The following is an 18,488-nucleotide window of genomic DNA, read 5'->3' on the forward strand; positions in this document are numbered from 1 at the left end:
GGCGCAAAAGCGCAGAAAAGCGATGAGTGGTGGGGCTGGTGGCCGACAGACCCAGTGTTCGGCTCTGTCAGCCCCTTTTCAGCTCGACTCAATTCGCCTCGGCGGCACCATTCTTGTTAGGACCTTGCAGCAGCTGCAAGGCTTTTTCTGCATGAGTGCCACAGGTTTCGCTGTCACCCATACCCTGGGCCTCTTCGGCAGCCTTCATGTGCTCTTCGACTTGCTCCTTGAGGGGCGAGGCCATGGTTGTGAGTGCTGCCTTGTTGTCCGAGAGCTTCTGCATACCGAGGGTACAGGTGTCTTCGGCAAAGGCGGGTGAAGCCAGCATGGCGATGGCGACAACGCTACACAGGGAAAATCCTTTCATGGGAATGTCCTTCGGCTAGTAACTGTTTTTTAGTTTTCGGAACGGGCTTATCAGGAGTGCAAGCGCGTCACCGAGAAGGGTACTGAGCCCATTTACTGGGCTCACAGTAGATGACCCCTTTGGGTTGGGCTGAGTTCAGGTTTTTTAGTTTCTCCACCTGTACCCCTAGCAGATGAGGGAACAAAAGAGGGTGCCGTCGCCGCGCGATGCCTGGGGCCAATGCTGCGCAACATTTTATGCGGCCATGGCCGAGCCCCCGTGTTGGGCGGGGGCGCGCTGGTTACGGAGTGTGTTTAGGTGCGGGCGCTGCTGACCCGATCGAGCAGATACACCAGCCCGTGATAATCGATACCGCCATGCTGGCTAAGGCCGATTTCGCAGGTGCGGCTGGTGCTGATGCCTTCCTCGCAGTACTGCACCGCGGATTTCAGGCTGCGCAGGGCGTGGTCGTTCAGCTCGGGGGTGGTAAAGCCCTTGTCGCCGGCGAAGCCGCAGCAGTGGATGCCTTCGGGGATAACCACCTCGCTGGTGCAGCGGCGGACAATATCGATCAAGCCTTGCGCCTCGCCCAGGTGCTGAGTGCTGCAGGTGACATGCACCGCCACCGGTTTGTCCTGCGGGGTGATCTGCAGGCGGTCGAGCAACTGCTCGCGGATAAACTTCACCGGGTCATGCAGTTTCAGCCGGCTGTCCAGGCCGTCCTGCATCAGCCGCAGGGTGCAGGGGCTGGTGTCGCAGTAGATGGGGTCGAGGCCGCCACGGCTGGCCTTGAGCAGCGCGTCGATCAGCTCCTGCTTCTTGCGTTCGGCCTGTTCGCTGTAGCCCTTGGAGGCAAACGGCTGGCCGCAGCAGAGGTTGTCCAGATCATCCGGGAACACCACCTGAAAGCCGCCTTTTTCCAGCAGGGTGCGGGTCTTGTCGAGCAGCGGCATTTGCTCGCTGTCGCCGGCAGCCGGGCCCATGGCGCGGGATACGCAGGCGGCCAGATAGACCACCCGTGGTCGTGCATCGTCATTGCCCTTGGGCAGTTGCAGGCGTTGCAGCGGCTGCGGCATGGCCGGCGTCCACTGTGGTACGCGGCCCTGGCTGGCCTTGCTGAGCGCCGCCGAGGTGCGGCTGAGCAATGGAGCGCCCATGATCATGCGTGCGCCGTTGGCCACATGCAGCATCACCCGTGCACCCTGCATGGCGCGGCGGAAGTTGTTCGCCAGCCAGTCGGCGCTGCGCGGGCTGTTGGCGTCGCGGCTGCGCAGCTGGCGCACCAGGTCGCCGGTGTTGATGCCCACTGGACAGCGCTGGGCGCACAGGCCGGTGGCGGCGCAGGTGTCGATGCCCTGGTACTGATAGGCTGCTTCCAGCTCGCGGGTGTCGATGCCGGCGCGCTTTTTCGCCTGAATATCGCGCCAGATCACGATGCGCTGGCGTGGGCTGAGTGTCAGTCCCTTGGACGGGCACACCGGTTCGCAGAAGCCGCACTCGATGCACTTGTCGACGATTTCGTCGGCGGCCGGCAGCGGCTTGAGGTTTTTCAGGTGGATGTCGCGGTCTTCGGAAAGAATCACGTCCGGGTTGAGGATGCCCTGGGGGTCGAGCAGGCGCTTGATCTGCCACATCAGCTGGTAGGCGTCTTGGCCCCATTCCAGCTCGACGAAAGGGGCCATATTGCGCCCGGTGCCGTGCTCGGCCTTGAGCGAGCCGCCAAACTCCACGGCTACCAGCTGCGCCACCTCATCCATAAAGGCCGAGTAGCGAGCGATCTGTTCAGGCGTTTCGAAGGCCTGGGTGAAAACAAAGTGCAGGTTGCCTTCCAGGGCATGGCCGAAAATGATCGCCTCGTCGTAGCCGTGCTTGTCGAACAGGGCGAGCAGGCGGTTGACGCCCTCGGCCAGTTGTTCGATGGGGAAGGTGACGTCTTCGATGATCACCGTGGTGCCGGTCTGGCGCACCGCGCCGACGGCGGGGAAAGTGTCCTTGCGGATCTTCCACAGCAGGTTGTAGACGGTCGGGTCTTCACTGAAATCCACCTGCTTTTCCAGGGGGAAGTCGGCGATGGCGGCCATGATCAGTTGCAGCTGCTCATGCAGCAGGCTCTGGCTGGCGGCGCGGGATTCGATAAGCAGGGCGCAGGCGCTATTGGAAAGGCCCTTGACCCAGTCCGGCATGCCGGACTTGTCCTGCACCGAGCGCAGGCTGCGGCGATCCAGCAGCTCCACGGCGGACACCGGCTGCAGCTTGAGCAGGGTGACCGCGCGGCAGCAGCTCTCGACATCGGGGAACACCAGCAGGGCGCTGGCCTTGTGTGGGTGGTCGGGCACGGTGTTGTAGGTCACGGCGCTGATAAAGCCCAGGGTGCCTTCGGAACCGACCAGAAGGTGGCTGAGGATATCCAGCGGCTGGTCGAAATCCACCAGAGCGTTGAGTGACAGGCCGGTGGTGTTCTTCAGGCGGTATTTGTGGCGGATCTTCGCCGCCAGCGCGCTATTGGCGCGGGTCTGTTTGCCCAGCTCACGCAGCTGCGCCAGCAAGTCGGCGTGGGTGGCGAAAAAGTGCGTCACGCTGAGCGGGTCTTCAGTGTCCAGCACTGTGCCATCGGCCAGCACCAGGCGCATGCCGGCCAGGGTGTGATAGCTGTTCTGCGCAGTGCCGCAGCACATGCCGCTGGCGTTGTTGGCGACTATGCCGCCGATCTTGCAGGCGTTGATCGATGCAGGATCGGGGCCGATCTTGCGTTGAAAGGGCGCGAGTACGGCGTTGGCTGCCGCGCCGATCACGCCCGGTTGCAAGCGGATCTGGCTGCCCTGGTCACGGATTTCCCGGCCGTTCCAGTTATCCCCCAGCACGATCAGCACCGAATCGCTGATGGCCTGGCCGGACAGGCTGGTGCCGGCGGCGCGGAAGGTCACGGGTACGCGGTGCATGCTGGCCAGCTTAAGCAGGTCGACCACTTCCAGCTCCGCCTCGACGCGCACCACCAGCTTGGGAACCAGCCGATAGAAGCTGGCATCGGTGCCGAAGGCCAGGGTCGACAGCGGATCGTCGAAACGCCGTTCTGCAGGGATCAGGCGCTGGACTTCGGCGAGAAAAGTGGCGGGCAGGCTCATAGGCGCTCCGGAATACAGCGATTGATCGTTTATCTGTAGGAGCCTGCTTGCTGGCGATCATCTTGCCGCGAGGGCATCGCCAGCAAGGACTAGGCGTCCCCTGGCTCCTACAAAAGCGGGGCAGTGGTCTGCTTAGCGGCCCAGTTCACGCACCAGCGAATCGGCATTGATCTCGCTGATCGATTTGGCCCCGGTCAGCACCATGGCCACGCGCATTTCCTTCTCGATCAGCTCCAGCAGGTTGCTCACTCCCGCGCCACCGGCGGCGGCCAGGGCGTAGATAAAGGCGCGGCCGAGCATCACCGTGTCCGCACCGAGGGCGATCATGCGCACCACGTCCAGGCCGGTGCGGATGCCGGAGTCGGCGAGAATCGCCAGATCACCTTTGACCGCATCGGCAATCGCCGGCAGGGCGCGGGCGCTCGACATGACGCCATCGAGCTGGCGGCCGCCGTGGTTGGAGACGACGATGCCGTCGGCACCGAAGCTCACCGCGTCTCTGGCATCCTGCGGGTCGAGGATGCCCTTGATGACCATCGGGCCGTCCCAGAATTCACGAATCCATTCCAGGTCCTTCCAGCTGATCGAGGGGTCGAAATTGTCGCCCAGCCAGCCGATATAGTCGGCCAGGCCCGTGGGGTTGCCCCGGTAGGCGGAGATATTGCCCAGGTCATGGGGTTTGCCCATCAGGCCTACATCCCAGGCCCAGCTCGGGTGGGTCATGGCCTGCAGCATGCGCCGCAGCGGCGCGTTCGGGCCGCTCATGCCGGAATGGGCATCGCGGTAGCGCGCGCCCGGCACCGGCATGTCCACGGTAAACACCAGGGTGGTGACGCCGGCGGCCTTGGCCCGTTCCAGGGCGTTTTTCATAAAGCCGCGGTCTTTCAGGACATAGAGCTGAAACCACATCGGCCGGTCGATGGCCGGCGCGACTTCTTCAATAGGGCACACCGAAACGGTGGACAGGGTAAAGGGGATGCCCTTGGCGGCGGCGGCCTTGGCGGCCTGCACTTCACCACGACGGGCGTACATGCCGGTCAGACCGACCGGGGCCAGGGCCACCGGCATGCTCAGGGTTTCGTTGAACAGGCGGGTTTCCAGGCTCAGTTCCGACATGTTGCGCAGCACGCGTTGACGCAGGGCGATATCGGCCAGGTCGGTGACGTTGCGCTTGAGCGTGTGCTCGGCATAGGCCCCGCCGTCGATGTAATGAAACAGGAACGGCGGCAGCCGGCGTTGGGCGGCGGCGCGGTAGTCGGTGGAGGCAGAAATGATCATGGAATCACCCAGGTGGAGAAAGAGGGTTGTTACAAGGGTTGGGCGCGCCTAGTTGTCCGCGCGCCCACACCGGCTATCAGCCTGCCATCAGCGGGTCGCTGACGCCCAGCACATACACGGCAAACAGCGCGATCAGGCCGGTAAACAGCACGTAGTACAGGGTAGGCCAGATCGTCTTGCGCAGGATGCTGCCTTCGCGACCGAGCAGGCCAACCGTGGCCGAGGCGGCCACCACGTTGTGGATCGCGACCATATTGCCGGCGGCGGCACCGATGGCCTGTACCGCGACAATCAGCGCGCTGGAGATGCCCAGGCTGCTGGCCACGCCGAACTGGAACTGGCTGAACATCATATTGCTGACGGTGTTGGAGCCGGCGATAAATGCCCCCAGGGCACCGACGCTTGGAGCCAGCAGCGGGTAGATGCCGCCCACGCTATCGGCCACCCAGCGCGCCATCAGGATCGGCATGCTCGACAGCTCGGCGGCGTTGACCCCGGAGTTGATCAGGATGCGCACCATGGGCACGGTGAACAGCAGGACGAAGCCGGCGCTCAGCAGCACGCCCGAGGATTCCTTGACCGCCGAACCGAGGTCACGCAGTTTCATGCCGTGGAAGAAGAAGGTGGCGATGACCACGGTGACCAGAATCCCGCCCGGCAGGTACAACGGCTGGAAGTTGGCGCTGACACCGGTTTCGCCGAGCAGGTCGGGGAAGTTCAGCATCACGCCTTTGAGCGCTGCACTCACCTCGGGGAATACCCGGCTGATCACCAGCAACAGGCCGACCAGCATATAGGGCAGCCAGGCGCGCAGGGCGCTCATCGGCTTGGCGGTGAGCTGGTCGAGCTTCATCTCGATGGTGCCCAGCCATTCGCTCGGCCACTTGTCCGCCGGGGCGAAATCCCAGGTGGTTTTCGGCAGCAGAAAGCCCATGCGCGCGGCGCTGGTGACAATCGCCAGACCGATCAGGCCGCCGGCCAGGGAAGGGAATTCCGGGCCGAGGAACACGCCGGTCAGGGCGTAGGGGATGGTAAAGGCCAGGCCGGCGAAGAGGGCGAACGGCAGCACTTCGAAACCGGCTTTCCAGCTTTTCTCGCTGCCGAAGAAGCGGGTCAGCATCAGCACCATCACCAGCGGCATCACGGTGCCGACAGTGGCGTGGATAATCGCCACTTCGCTGGTGATCAGCTGCAGGAATTGCGCCCAGGATGAGCCCTGTTCGACCAGTTGGGCACCGATGGTGGCCGAGTCCAGGCCGGTATTGACCCCGACGATGATCGGCGTGCCCACCGCACCGAAGGATACCGGCGTGCTCTGCACCAGCATGCCCAGCAGCACCGCGGCCATGGCCGGGAAGCCGATGGCCACCAGCAGCGGTGCGGCGATGGCAGCCGGGGTGCCGAAGCCGGAAGCACCCTCGATAAAGCAGCCGAACAGCCAGGCGATGATGATCGCCTGAATGCGCCGGTCCGGGCTGATGGTGGCGAAACCCGCGCGGATTGCGGTAATGCCGCCGGAGTGCTTGAGGGTGTTGAGCAGCAGGATCGCGCCAAAGATGATCCACAGCAGGCCCAGGGTGATCAGCAGGCCCTGCACGGTGGACGCCAGCACGCGGTTGAAGCTCATGTCCCAGGCAAACAGACCGACGCAGGCGGTGACCAGATACACCAGCGGCATGGCGTGTTTGGCCGGCCAGCGCAGGCCTACCAGCAGAACGGCCGCCAGCAGGATGGGCGAGAAAGCGAGTAACGCAAGAAGACCAGTCGACATGGTGATCTCTCCTTAACGCTGCGCGGTGCGCATAAGTGGATGCGGATGCAGCGGTACGGCGGGTAGTCGGGTATTGGCCGGCATGGAGAGACCTCTTGGTTTTCTTGGAATTGTTTTTTACCAAAGTAAATTGGTAATACCAATTTACAAAGTGGCGTGCTCAGGGTAAAAGTGCTGATGCGCGGCTGTCAATCGTCTGAGCTGCTACTTTGGTCGAACAACTGCGCCTTGTAAGGCTTTTGGCGGCGCTATAGGCTTGCGCAGAGGCCCCTGGAGAGGCCGTATACAGGTGGTAAAACCATTGGAGAGTGGGTTATGGAAGTAGGCCAGGTGCGCCAGCGCCGTTTGTCGGACGATATCGTCAGCCAGCTGGAGACCATGATTCTCGAGGGGACGCTCAGGGCCGGCGAGCGTCTGCCGGCCGAGCGGGTGCTGGCCGAGCAGTTCGGCGTGTCGCGGCCGTCCCTGCGCGAGGCGATCCAGAAACTGGCGGCCAGAGGCCTGCTGGTCAGCCGTCAGGGCGGCGGCAACTATGTCGCCGACTCCCTCGGCTCGACCTTCAGCGATCCGCTGCTGCACCTGCTGGAAAGCAATCCCGACGCGCAGCGCGATCTGCTCGAGTTCCGCCATACCCTGGAGGGCTCATGCGCCTTCTATGCCGCCCAGCGCGCCACCGAACTGGATCGCCAGCGCCTGGCGGATGCCTTCGCCGCGCTGCAGGACTGCTACAGCCGCAGCGGCAAGGTAACCCGCGCCGAAGAGGGGGCGGCCGATGCCAACTTCCATCTGGCCATCGCCGAGGCCAGCCATAACGCCGTACTGCTACACACCATTCGCGGCTTGTTCGACCTGCTCAAGCGCAACGTGGTGACCAATATCGGCGGCATGTACGCCCAGCGCGACGAGACCCGCGACATGCTGATCGAACAGCACCGCACCCTTTACCAGGCGATTATCGACGGCCGAGCTGAAGACGCCCGGGCCTTGTCCAATCGGCATATCGACTATGTGCAGGAAGTGCTGGCCGAAGTGCAGCAACAGGCGCGCCGCGAAAAGCGGGCGCAGCGCCGGGGCGGCCTTGCGCCGCGCTAACGGGGACGCAAGGGGTGTTGTAGGAGCCAGCTTGCTGTGGTCCAGCATTCTGGCGATCAGGCCACAGTCAGGCCCGGCTTCTCGGCAAGCGCACCGCGACTTCCAGGCCACCCAGGGGCGACTCGCACAGCGCGATAGTGCCGCGGTGCAGTTCGACCACCCGTAGCACGATGGACAGGCCCAGGCCCGCGCCCTGGCCTTCACCAAGCCGATAGAAACGCTCGAAGAGTTTTTCCCGCTGCGCCTCGCTCACACCCGGGCCGCTGTCCTGCACGCGCAGCACGATGGCATCCGCTTGGGCCTCCAGCTGAACCTGAATACGCCCGCCGTCCGGGGTGTACTGCACGGCATTGCCGACCAGGTTCTGCAGCAGGGTACCCAGGCTCGGGCCATCGGCCAGCAGGTGATAATCGGCCGTCTCATCGGCTTCCAGGCTGAGCTCCTGATGGCGCTCCAGGGCCAGCGGCGTCAGCTCGGCCAGGTCGTTGCGCAGGTAGTCGAGCAGGTTTACTTCGCGCATCGCCAGTTGCACCACGTTGGGGTCCAGGCGCGCCAGGGTCAGCAGCTGGGCGACCACTCGGGTGGCTCGGTCGACGCCCGCGCCAAGTTGGCGCAGGGCTTCGCGGCGGTCTGCTGGATCGGGGGCTTCCAGGGCGTTCTGGGCGTGGATGCGTAGCACCGCCAGCGGTGTGCGCAGCTCGTGGGCGGCGTCGGCGATAAAGCGTTTTTCCTGATCGAGCAGTTGGTTGACCTGCAGCAGCAGACGGTTGATCGCTGCGCCCATGGGCTCCAGCTCTTGGGGCAGCGGGTCGAAGACCAATGGAGCCAGGTTGTCCGGCGCGCGCGCCTTGATCGACTCGGCCATGCGTTGCAGCGGGCGCAGGCCCCAGCCGATGGCCAGCCATACCAGCAAGGCCAGCAGTGGCAGGCCCACCAAATCGGGCAGCAGGCTGCGCAGGGCAATCTTCTGTACCAGCTCGCCGCGTACGTCTTCGCGTTCGGCCGCCAGGATCAGGTGCTTGCTCTGCCGATCACGCAGGATAAACAGCCGCCACTGGTGACCGTTTTGTGCCACCCGATGATAGCCGCTGAGCTGTTCGGCCAGGCTCGCCAGGGGCGTGGCCTGGTCTCTGGGGGGGAGCTCGGCGACCAGTTGCGGCAGCAGGTCGGGCGGGGCGCTGGCCGATTGCAGGAGCATCTGGCCTTGTTCGTCGAGCACTTGGAAAGCCAGTTTGCCCTCGTAGACATGGCCGTTGCGCTGGGCCGGGTCGCCCGGCTCCTGGCGGGCCTGCAGGGCCTGATCCAGGGCTTGCTGGAGGGCCTGGCGCTCAGCCACCGGCATCGCGCGGCCGAGCATGCCCTGAAGCAGGCGGGCCGATTGCGCCAGCTGGGCATCGAAGAGTTCTTCGATCTCATGCTGGGCATCGCGGTAGCTCTTGTAGGAAATCGCGCTCATCGACAGGCTGAGCAGGCCGAGTACCAGCAGCAGGGTACGTGCACGGATCGAGCGCATCAGGCTTTATCCACCAGATAGCCGACGCCGCGCACGGTGCGGATCAGCTCGGCAAAGAACTTCTTGCGCAGGTGGTGCACATGCACCTCCAGGGCGTTGCTCTCCGGCTCCTCATCCCAGCCATAGAGCGCCTGCTGTAATTTGTCGCGGGTCATCACTCGGCCCGGTTGGGCGAGCAGTTCGTGCAGCAGGAGAAACTCCTTGCGCGGCAGATTGACCGCCTGGCCCTGATAACTGACAGATTGGCTGACCGGGTCGAGACTGATGCCGCGGTATTCCAGCGCCGGTTGCGGGCGGTTGAAACTGCGCCGCAGCAGGGCGCGCAGGCGTGCCTTGAGCTCGGCGACATCGAAGGGTTTGACCAGGTAATCATCGGCCCCGGCATCCAGCCCGGCGATGCGATCGCTGGTGGAGTCGCGGGCGGTCAGCACCAGCACCGGCACCGGGTTGGCGGCGGCGCGCAGGTGCTTGAGTACCTCCAGGCCATCCATGCGCGGCAGGCCGAGGTCGAGGATCGCCAGCTCGAAACTCTCGCTGGTCAGGGCATGCAGCGCACTGCTGCCATCCTGCACCCAGTCGACGGTATAACCCTCGGGTTTGAGGGCGGTGCGAATACCTTCGCCAAGGGCCTTGTCGTCTTCGACCAGCAAGATGCGCATGCAGTAATTCCCGTTTCTTCTATTCAAACTCGCGCAGGCGAGATTAGCAGGCTCTTGAAAAACGCTATGTCGCCGTTAGGTGATGGTGCATGCGCTTGAGTGCAAGGCGTAGGGTGCGCCGTGCGCACCAAGATCTCGCCATCTGCGCTGGTGCGCACGGCGCACCCTACCTTTTGCCGAGCCTGCTTTTAGCGTCCGATCTTGTCCTTGGGGCGGGAGCGCAGATCGTCTTTTAACAGCCTATCACCGCAGCTCGGCTTTGACCGTGCTTAGCAGTGCCTGGATTTCCAGCTTGCGTCCGGCATCGGCGGACAGGCGATCGGGCCGCGCAGGCGCTTGCAGGGCTTTCTCCAGGGCGGCCTTGGCTTCTTCGAAGCGTTTGGCGCGAGCCAGGTAGTCGCCATAGAAATAGTTAGGGTCGATGCCGTCCGGGTTGATCGCCAAGGCCTGCTTGAGCATGGCCTCGGCCTTTTCGTCATCGCCAAAGCCTACCGGCCAGCCTGGCACCTGATAGTAAAGGCTACCGAGGCTGGTGTAGGCCGAGCCGGACAGCGCTTGCGGGTCCAGTGCCAGGCCCTGTTCCAGGCTGGCCTTGGCCTGCTTGACCAGGCCAAGGGCACCCAGGCCGCCTTTGGCCCCGGCATAGGTGCTGAGGATGATGCCGTTCCATATGTGCAGCTCTGCGGCATCCGGTTCGGCGGCGACGGCTTTTTGTGCCTGTTCGCTAAGGCTGGCAAAGGCCTTTTCGCGTTGTTCCTTGGGCAGCTGGTAATTGATCTCGGCCCAGCGGTCTTGCAGGCTTTGCAGCTGCGCCTGGCCCTGTTCGCTGAGGGCGAAGCTGGGCAGGCTGACGAGGCAGAGCAGGGCACAGGCGGCGTTACGGATAAGGTTCATGCGGGTTTCCTCTTAGGGTTTGCTGCGGGCAAAACGCTGGATAATCGGCAGTTGTTTACGCAGTGCCTGGTCGACCACGCGCGGCAGCAGGCTGTTGAGGCGGACGAAGAGTTTCTCCGGCCAGCCCAGGTAGCGTTCCTCTTCTTCGCGGCGGATGGCGGCCAGCAGCTGCTGGGCCACGCTGCGCGGGTCGTCCATGGCAACGTTCAGCTCATCATTCATGGCCACCACGCTGGCGGCGTTCATCCCGGTACGAGTAGCGCGCGGGGCGAAGTAGAGGACCTTGACCTGGGTGTCGGCCAGCTCGCGGCGCAGCGCTTCGGAGAAGCCGCGCAGGGCGAACTTGCTGGCGCAGTAGGCGCTGAAACCGGGGTAGCCGATGGAGCCGAAGGTCGAGCCAAGGTTGACCAGCAGCGCACGTTTTTGCTGGCGCAGCAGCGGCAGCAGGCGATGGGTCAGTTGCAGGGTGGCCGTGACGTTGAGCTCGATCAGTTCGGCGATGGCGCTTTCGTCATGCTGCTCCAGCAGGCCGAAGTGATTGACCCCAGCGGCATTGATCAGGGTATTGATGCCGCCGAAGCGTTGCGCCGCGGCGAGCACCGCTTCACGGCCACTGCGTTGACGGATATCGGCCGCCACCACGGCAACTTTGCCGGGGTGCGCCTGGGCCAGCGCCTGCAAGGTCTCGGCTTGGCGGCCAACCAGCAGCAGTTGCGCGCCTTCGGCCAGCAAGGCTTTGAGCAGCGCCTGGCCGATGCCGCCGCTGGCACCGGTGATTACGGCGCGGCATTCAGACAGTTTCATTGGGGCTCCTGGGCGCTAAGCGGCAGGCTACGGAATATGTCGCCGTACAGGCGGTAGACCACCTTGGCGGTGTGTACCACGGCGGCCTTGTCGTCGTCGTTGTCGAGCTGGTTCATCAGCTTTTTAAAGAACTCGATATGTTCCAGGTCAAGGCTGCCGTGGGAGGTCAGGTAGCTGAAGGCCTGGTTCGGCAGCTGCAGCCTGTCCTGAATCACTCCGGCCGCCTGGGTGGCCAGGGCGATGCTGGTGCCTTCCAGTACGTTGACCATGCCGAAGAAGCTCACCGGGTTATGCCGGGCGATGCGGTCATAGACGTAGCTGACCATCAGCTCGGTGGCCATGGCCGGGGTGCCGTTGCGTACGGCCTCCTTGTCGGCACCACAGGCGGCGATGTCATTGAGCACCCATTCCTGATGGCCTTTCTCCTCGTCGATATATTCGGCGATGGCTTCGCGCAGCCATTCGAGGCGTTCCGGCAGGCGCGCGCCGCAGGCCATCAGCAGTGGCACCGTGTGTTTGACGTGGTGATAGGCCTCGGTGAGAAAGGCCACGTAGCTGTTGAGGCTGACGGTGCCGGCCATGGCCTGGGCAATAATCGGCGCGCTGAGCAGGTAATGGCGTTCGGCGCTGGTTTGTTCGAGCAGGGATTCGTAAAAGCTCATCAGGCATCTCCGTAGCAGGATTCAGTGGCCATCAGTTGCGCGATGGCGCTTTGGTAGTGGTTGAACAGGGCGTTGCGGCGCAGGCGACCATTGCTGGTGGCCAGTTCGTTGCTACTGCTGAAGGGGTGTTCGGCGCGTAGCCAGTGGTGCACGCGGGCGTAGTCGGGCAGGGCCTGGTTGGCGGCGGCGACGGCAGCGGCCAGTTGTTCATCACTGGTGTTTGCGAAACGCGGCACCAGCACGGCGACATTGCCCGGCAGGGCTTCGCCATGCAGCCAGGCCTGGGCAATCGGCAGTTGCTGCACCAGCTCGGCCTCGACCCATTCCGGATTGACGTTGCGACCGTAGGCAGTGATGAACTGGTGTTTCTTGCGCCCGTGCAGAACAAGGAATTTGCCGTCGAAATGCCCCAGGTCGCCAGTGCCCAGCCATTGCTCGGTGGTGGACGGCTCGCCCAGATAGCCCAATAGGCGCGGACCTTTGACCTCTACTTCCTGATCCACTCCCAGGCGTACCTGCAGGTGCGGCAGGGGTTGGCCGACGGTGCCGATTCGGCGGTTTTCCGGAGTATTCAGGCACACCACCGAGGCGCATTCCGACAGACCATAGCCCTCGAATACCGGCAGCCCCAGGGCATCGGCGCGTTGCAGCAACTGGCTGGCCACGCGGCCACCGCCGACGGCGATAAAGCGCAGGCTGTTCGGCACTGGCAGGCCGCGTTCCGCTGCACTGACCAGCGCCAGCAGCAATTGCAGCAGCAGAATCAGGCTATTGGGCTGCGCATGGGCCAACGCACCGAGAAAACGTGGCAGATCGAACTGGCTGGCCCCCAGCAGGCCAATCTGCGCCATCGGCATCAGCTCGATCTGCGCGCCGGCCAGCAGCGGGGCATAAACCCCGGCGATATTCTCCAGCAGGGTGGCCAGCGGTAGCACGCAGAGGTGGCGCTCGACCTTACAGCTAGCGCTGGCCTGCACCAGGCTGTGGGCCACCGCCAGTTGCGTGGCGATATCCAGGCACACGCCCTTGGGCTGGCCGGTGGTGCCGGAGGTGTAGGTGATCTTGCAGGTGCCGGCATGCAAGGCCGCTGCCTGGGGCATGGGGCGCAGATGCAGGTCGGACAGTGCCTGGACAAAACTGGGGTAGGGTTGGACGCTGATCAGGCAGTCGATGCCGGCGCTGTCGAGCACATGGGCCTGCTGGCTGCTGGAAAAGAACCCCGGCAGCGGCACGCAGACCAGCCCCGCTTGCAGGGTGGCCAGGTCCCAGAGTACCCAGTCGATACCGTTATCCAGGGCCAGGGCGACACGCCGCGCCCCGAGCTGCTGCAGTTGCTGGCTACGGACTTCGACCTCGGCCAACAACTGGGCATAACTCAGGGTCCGGCTGCCTTCACGCAAGGCGATGGCGTTACCCAGGGCGGCCAGGTGGTCGAAGAAGGGTTTAGCGGCAGGCCACATTGGGCATGTCCTCCAGGGCATAAAAGGCTTGGTGGGCCAGGCGCGGGTATGCGCCCAACTGCAGCAGACGCTGGTGTCCGGCATAGATGTCGCCGGCCATCACGTGTGGCTGGTTGTCGTAATAGGTACCCCAGTCGGCCTGTTCATCGCCCAGGCAGTCAGGGTTGGCTGGCCCCAGCGCTACTGGGGTCAGCCCCAGGCGTTGGAAGCTGTTGAGCAGGGCCAGGGTGCCGGTGAAGGTCACCCAGCGGTAACCGAGTGCGACCAGCAGATCGGTCAGCGCCACAATTAGCAGTCGCGCGGCACCAGGGCTGCCTGCGGCGAGGTTGCCGACTTCCACCAGTTGCGTGCGCTGTGGCGCATTGGCCACTTGCTGGGCGACAATCACCTGTTCCGCCGGTTGCTGCAGATAGCGCTCAAGAAACAGCGGGCCAGTGCTGGCACTGCGCAAACCCACCGCGCCGAGCAGTTGTCCGCTGCTGTCTTCCAGGCTGAGCAGGCAGGGCATGAAATGACGGATACGCGCCTGATGTTGAATCGCGAAGCGCTCGGCTATAAACGCTTCAATACCGGCCCGGCGAGGGCTGGTGGCGTTGGCCAGATAGAGGCTGAGCGGCTGCTCGCGGCCGATCTGTGCAAGTGCAGTGTCGTGATACACCCAAGGCAGCTCCATATCAGGAACCTCATCTGAGAACTTGGGTGCGAGTTTCGACTCCTAGTCTTAACGCCAAATTAAGAGCCTATTTACGATCTGCTGCGCGTCGGCCCTGCTGCGTTAAAAACAGGCCGGGACGCGGCGTCTCGGAAAGCCGCTTGCGGCTAACGCGCTTCAGCGCGACCCGAAGGGCGAGTGAAGCGCGTCATGCTCATGTACAACTCGTACATTCGCGTGCGAGCCCAGTCCGTTTCCTCGCCGTTTTGACCAGCCGCAGGCTGTTACTACGTAGCGCCCTGCATGGCTCTAGTTCGCGAGATCGTAAACAGGCTCTAGGTCGCGAAATATTCTGTGCGAGGGGGCTGCGTGCATTTCATTGCTTGCGCTGCAACCGCAACAGCCCATAGCCTGCAAATCCCTGCTTGCAGGACGACTGCAGGTTTTATTTGCCCTGACCTTAGCGGGTGGTTACAAACGTAGCGCAAGAGTTTGTAGACACCCTCATAAACGCCAAAACGCTCGGAGATAGTTATGCCCCCTATGGATACTGAGCAACAACTGGCGGCCCGTCTGGCCATTCTGGAACACCCTGAAGCGCAGGACTGCACGGTCTACCGCGCCGATGAACAGGACCCGGAAGCCGAGGAAGTGGATCTGGGTGATGCCAAGGTGCTGTTCTGCGGCCCGTTCGAGGCCCCGGCCGATTGGGATGCGGCGGAGCGCGAGGATTATTTCGGCGACAGCGCGCCGGAGCTGTTCGTCAATGCGCGCATCGAATGCGAAGCCAAGCCGGGCTCCAAGGACCATTTCACCGTGGACATCGGTGACTACGTGGCGGCCCAGCCCGGTCTGGGGGAAGTCGTGATGTTCTATGTGCACGACTACCTGGAAGACGACAGTGGCTGCACCTATGTGCTGCTGCGTGATGAGGAAGTGCTGGAATAATCCAGCCACCGCGCTGGGCTTCTTGCGGAAGTCCAGCCGCGCACTGCCTTCGCCCTTTTCTCGCTGACCGTCTATCCGTCATCTGCCCTGTAGTACCGGGTTATTACCCGTTTCTGACTGATCTGAACAACACTCTGTGCTTCTCAACCCAGAAAGGGAGTAGGCACATGGCAGCGAAGAAGATTCTCATGCTGGTCGGCGACTACGTCGAAGACTACGAAGTGATGGTGCCGTTTCAGGCACTGCTGATGGTTGGTCACCAGGTGCATGCGGTGTGCCCGGACAAGACCGCCGGGCAGAGCGTGCGCACTGCTATCCATGATTTTGAAGGCGAGCAGACCTATAGCGAGAAGCCCGGGCATAACTTTGCCCTCAACTTCGATTTCGCCCAGGTCAAGGCCGACGATTACGATGCTCTGCTGATTCCCGGCGGCCGCGCCCCTGAATACCTGCGCCTCAACGCCCAGGTGCTGGCACTGGTGCAGGCCTTCGACAAGGCCGGAAAACCCATCGCTGCGGTCTGCCATGGCGCGCAGTTGCTCGCCGCCGCAGGCGTGCTAAAGGGTCGTGAATGCAGCGCCTACCCGGCCTGTGGCCCGGAGGTGACCCTGGCGGGTGGGCGCTACATGGATATCGCCGTGGATCAGGCCCATGTGCAGGGCAATCTGGTGACAGCCCCGGCTTGGCCGGCGCATCCCAACTGGCTGGCAGCGTTCCTAGGCCTGCTCGGTACGCAGATCACGCTATAAACTGCTGGGGCCAGTCAGGCCCCAACATTCAGGGAGGTGAGCCGCCATGTGCGAGCTGTATGTCAAAGCCGATCCGATTCTCTACGAATCCCGTGCCCGCTCGCTGCGCATCCGTGGCGTGGTCACCACCCTGCGCCTGGAAAATCAGTTCTGGGACATCCTGCGCGAAATCGCCGAAGTCGATGGCATGACCACCAATCAGCTGATCGCCAAGCTGTATGACGAGGTGATGGACTACCGCGGCGAGGTGGTGAATTTCGCCTCGTTTCTGCGCGTCAGTTGTACCCGCTACCTTAGCCAGCGCCGTGCGCCGGCTGAGCTCAGCCTGGTGCGGGCGATCCAATCCTAACAGGCCGTTGAAAAACTACCTGCGTTGGCAATACTGCGTTAAAAACGGCCCGGGACGCGGCGTCTCGGAATGCTCATGTACAACTCGTACACTCCGCTTCCTCGGCGCTTTGACCAGCCTTCGGCTGTTACTACGTAGCGCCTTGTCTTGCCTGCCTCGCCTACGTTTTTCAACGGCCTGTTACGCGGTAGCTGAGATGCGTAGTGCAGGGTCACCCAGCGGGTGGCTGAGCGCATCGAAGAAACGCAGCTCCACCTGCTGCTCGGCGAACAGACTGGCGTAGTGCTGCTTCTGCTGCACGATAAACAGCGGGTTGTGCGGGTAGATCGAGATCGCCAGGGTTTTCAGCCCGGCCTGCTGCAAGGCCAGGGTCAGGTGCTGGTCCTGCGCGCCGAGGCTGTGGCCGAAGATGCACAGCCTGTCCTTGGGCTGCGCCAACTGGCCGTAGCAGAACGACAGGTAGTCAGAGCTGCGGATGGCCTTGAGCTTGTCCGCGCTGCTGCCTTCGTTGACGAACAACGGAATATCGCCCAGCTGGTTGATGGCGAAGCTGGCCAGCAAGGTGCTTTCCGAAGAATTGAGGATGCGCGTGCTGCCGTCGATGTTCTTCACCAGGTGCATGCCGCCGTGCAGGTAGAGCAGGCGCGTGGCATTGCCCTGGCGCTGGCAGTCGCCGGGGGCGAAGGTTGAATCCGCGCCGCGGAACATGTCTTCAAATGCGTCCGGTGCCTGCATCACGGCCCAGTAGTTGAGCAGGTCGTAATTGCCGGAATAGACGGTCTGGTACTGGCTAAGCGCGCTGTTGATCCGCGCCAGGCTGTCAGCCTGCATCTGGCTCCAGGGAATATGCACAGCGCGCACGGCGTGGATCAGCGCTTCCTTGATGGCGAAGTAGCGATGGCGCGGCGAGGAGGAGTTGATGGTCAGCGCGGCATTGACCCGGATGCTGTTCTTCAGCGCGCTGAGTACCTGCTCGAAGTTGCTGGTATCCAGGGCGCGGAACACGCTGAGTTCAGTCGCGCTAAGCGGGCGATTGCGCGTGGTCTGGGCCTCGTCGAACAGCGAGAAGTAGGCGAACTTGCGCCATACCGCCAGGCTCGCGCCGTTGCCGATCAGCAGCTCGGGAAAACCAATGCTGCTGTTCAGGGTGGTCCAGTCTTCCAGTTCGCCAGTAAATGCCGGGATTTGCATAATCGCTAGTTGTCGCCTCGGGGTCAGGGCGCGACTTTAACATGAGCCCCGGATGATTCTGGATTGGCTGAGCTGGCTGCGGGTGTTTTGGCCGATGCCTGCGCCGCGGCCCATTGCACCGCCAGGATGCTGCCCAGCACCGCAATCAACCCCAGCAGCGCCACGCCGGTGATGCTCTGCCCGAGCAATGCCCAGCCCAGCAACACCGCCACCAGCGGGCTGAGCAGCCCTAGAGAAGACACCGCCACCGGTGCCAGGCGGGCGATGCCGCGAAACCAAAGCACATAGGCCAGCAGCGCGCCGAACAGCGACAGGTAGGCATAGCCCAGCCACTGCAGCGGGCTTAGCTGCGGCAGCGGCGGGTCGATCAGCCAGGCCACCGGCAGCAGCAACAGACCGCCAATCAGCAACTGCCAGCCGGTAAAGGCCAGCAGTGGCACAGTCGGCCGCCAGCTCCGCGTCAGGTAGGTACCGCTGGCCATGCAGGCGGTGCCGACAAAGGCGGCGGCAATCCCGACCGGGTCCCAGCTGGCTCCCGGTGCGAGCAGCAGGGCGGCCATCCCGGCGATACCGACCACGCTGGCGGCGACCGCCACAGATGCCGGCCGCTGGCGATCCATCGACCACACCAGGCCCATCACCAGCAGCGGTTGAATCGCCCCGACCACTGCAGCTAGTCCGCCAGGCAAACGGTACGCGGCGACAAACAGCAGCGCTTGGAAGAAGCCGATATTCAGCGCCGCCAGCACCAGCAAGCGTGGCCATTCGCTGCGCCGGGGCAGGTAGCGGCTGTACAGCACCAGCAGCAGGCCGGCGGGCAGGGCGCGCAGCAGCGCGGCGGTAAAGGGCCGGTCCGGTGGCAGGATCTCGGTGGTGACGATATAGGTCGAACCCCAGATGGCCGGTGCCAGGGCGGTGATCAGTACATCCAGCCAGGTGCTACGCGATGCTGGGCTGTCCATGCATTTGTCTCGTATTCAAGATAAAATGCGAGGCTA

At 63.4% G+C, this 18,488-nt stretch carries 17 protein-coding genes; 4 read left to right on the forward strand and 13 right to left on the reverse strand.

Translation table 11 applies throughout. From position 1 onward, the window contains the following. Positions 1 to 88 precede the first annotated feature (88 nt). The 4 genes from WMW70_RS15220 to WMW70_RS15235 all read right to left on the reverse strand — a co-directional run bounded on the left by WMW70_RS15220 (position 89) and on the right by WMW70_RS15235 (position 6,517). Positions 89 to 367, reverse strand: coding sequence for a hypothetical protein (locus tag WMW70_RS15220; protein ID WP_341438306.1), 279 nt, complete (start codon positions 365 to 367; stop codon positions 89 to 91). A 293-nt stretch (positions 368 to 660) separates the two neighbouring features. Further along, positions 661 to 3,468, reverse strand: coding sequence for an FAD-binding and (Fe-S)-binding domain-containing protein (locus tag WMW70_RS15225; protein WP_341438307.1), 2,808 nt, complete (start codon positions 3,466 to 3,468; stop codon positions 661 to 663). 132 nt (positions 3,469 to 3,600) lie between these two features. After that, a complete protein-coding gene (gene lldD, locus WMW70_RS15230) occupies positions 3,601 to 4,746 on the reverse strand; it encodes an FMN-dependent L-lactate dehydrogenase LldD (protein ID WP_341438309.1) in 1,146 nt (381 codons plus the stop codon). 76 nt (positions 4,747 to 4,822) lie between these two features. Further along, complete coding sequence (locus WMW70_RS15235; RefSeq protein WP_341438310.1) at positions 4,823 to 6,517, reverse strand: L-lactate permease; 1,695 nt, start codon at positions 6,515 to 6,517, stop codon at positions 4,823 to 4,825. A 315-nt stretch (positions 6,518 to 6,832) separates the two neighbouring features. Here WMW70_RS15235 and WMW70_RS15240 point away from each other — a divergent pair, with 315 nt between their 5' ends. After that, complete coding sequence (locus tag WMW70_RS15240) at positions 6,833 to 7,609, forward strand: FCD domain-containing protein (protein ID WP_341438311.1); 777 nt, start codon at positions 6,833 to 6,835, stop codon at positions 7,607 to 7,609. Positions 7,610 to 7,676: 67 nt separating this feature from the next. Here WMW70_RS15240 and WMW70_RS15245 read toward each other — a convergent pair whose 3' ends face one another. The 7 genes from WMW70_RS15245 to WMW70_RS15275 form a co-directional block, all read right to left on the reverse strand. Continuing rightward, positions 7,677 to 9,122 carry an ATP-binding protein gene (locus WMW70_RS15245; RefSeq protein WP_341438312.1) on the reverse strand — a complete coding sequence of 482 codons (1,446 nt, stop codon included), beginning with the start codon at positions 9,120 to 9,122 and terminating at the stop codon, positions 7,677 to 7,679. After that, positions 9,122 to 9,781 (reverse strand): response regulator transcription factor, encoded by a 660-nt coding sequence (locus tag WMW70_RS15250; protein WP_341438313.1) that lies wholly within the window; start codon positions 9,779 to 9,781, stop codon positions 9,122 to 9,124. The genes WMW70_RS15245 and WMW70_RS15250 overlap by 1 nt, the downstream gene beginning before the upstream one ends. Positions 9,782 to 10,024: 243 nt before the next feature. Then, positions 10,025 to 10,675: a tetratricopeptide repeat protein gene (locus WMW70_RS15255; RefSeq protein WP_341438314.1), complete on the reverse strand. Its 651-nt coding sequence runs from the start codon at positions 10,673 to 10,675 to the stop codon at positions 10,025 to 10,027. Between the two features lie 12 nt (positions 10,676 to 10,687). Further along, complete coding sequence (locus WMW70_RS15260) at positions 10,688 to 11,479, reverse strand: SDR family oxidoreductase (RefSeq protein ID WP_341438315.1); 792 nt, start codon at positions 11,477 to 11,479, stop codon at positions 10,688 to 10,690. Further along, the gene (locus WMW70_RS15265; protein WP_341438316.1) at positions 11,476 to 12,141 is read right to left on the reverse strand and encodes a TenA family transcriptional regulator; all 666 of its coding nucleotides are present in this window, start codon (positions 12,139 to 12,141) and stop codon (positions 11,476 to 11,478) included. The genes WMW70_RS15260 and WMW70_RS15265 overlap by 4 nt, the downstream gene beginning before the upstream one ends. Then, positions 12,141 to 13,601, reverse strand: coding sequence for an AMP-binding protein (locus WMW70_RS15270; protein ID WP_341438317.1), 1,461 nt, complete (start codon positions 13,599 to 13,601; stop codon positions 12,141 to 12,143). Before WMW70_RS15270 ends, WMW70_RS15265 begins: the two co-directional genes overlap by 1 nt. After that, complete coding sequence (locus tag WMW70_RS15275) at positions 13,585 to 14,274, reverse strand: thermostable hemolysin (protein WP_341438318.1); 690 nt, start codon at positions 14,272 to 14,274, stop codon at positions 13,585 to 13,587. The genes WMW70_RS15270 and WMW70_RS15275 overlap by 17 nt, the downstream gene beginning before the upstream one ends. 513 nt (positions 14,275 to 14,787) lie before the next feature. Here WMW70_RS15275 and WMW70_RS15280 point away from each other — a divergent pair. The 3 genes from WMW70_RS15280 to WMW70_RS15290 all read left to right on the forward strand — a co-directional run bounded on the left by WMW70_RS15280 (position 14,788) and on the right by WMW70_RS15290 (position 16,299). Continuing rightward, positions 14,788 to 15,201 (forward strand): hypothetical protein, encoded by a 414-nt coding sequence (locus WMW70_RS15280; protein WP_341438319.1) that lies wholly within the window; start codon positions 14,788 to 14,790, stop codon positions 15,199 to 15,201. 167 nt (positions 15,202 to 15,368) lie between these two features. Beyond that, the gene (locus tag WMW70_RS15285) at positions 15,369 to 15,950 is read left to right on the forward strand and encodes a DJ-1/PfpI family protein (protein WP_341438320.1); all 582 of its coding nucleotides are present in this window, start codon (positions 15,369 to 15,371) and stop codon (positions 15,948 to 15,950) included. Between the two features lie 46 nt (positions 15,951 to 15,996). Continuing rightward, positions 15,997 to 16,299: a ribbon-helix-helix domain-containing protein gene (locus WMW70_RS15290; protein ID WP_341438321.1), complete on the forward strand. Its 303-nt coding sequence runs from the start codon at positions 15,997 to 15,999 to the stop codon at positions 16,297 to 16,299. A 180-nt stretch (positions 16,300 to 16,479) separates the two neighbouring features. Here WMW70_RS15290 and WMW70_RS15295 read toward each other — a convergent pair whose 3' ends face one another. Both WMW70_RS15295 and WMW70_RS15300 read right to left on the reverse strand, forming a co-directional pair. Beyond that, complete coding sequence (locus WMW70_RS15295; protein WP_341438322.1) at positions 16,480 to 17,490, reverse strand: DUF4917 family protein; 1,011 nt, start codon at positions 17,488 to 17,490, stop codon at positions 16,480 to 16,482. A gap of 23 nt (positions 17,491 to 17,513) precedes the next feature. Beyond that, positions 17,514 to 18,452, reverse strand: coding sequence for an EamA family transporter (locus WMW70_RS15300; protein WP_341438323.1), 939 nt, complete (start codon positions 18,450 to 18,452; stop codon positions 17,514 to 17,516). Between the last annotated feature and the right edge of the window lie 36 nt (positions 18,453 to 18,488).

Origin of the sequence: Pseudomonas sp. XK-1 (assembly GCF_038069885.1) — a bacterium.
In the GTDB taxonomy this organism is placed as follows: domain Bacteria; phylum Pseudomonadota; class Gammaproteobacteria; order Pseudomonadales; family Pseudomonadaceae; genus Aquipseudomonas.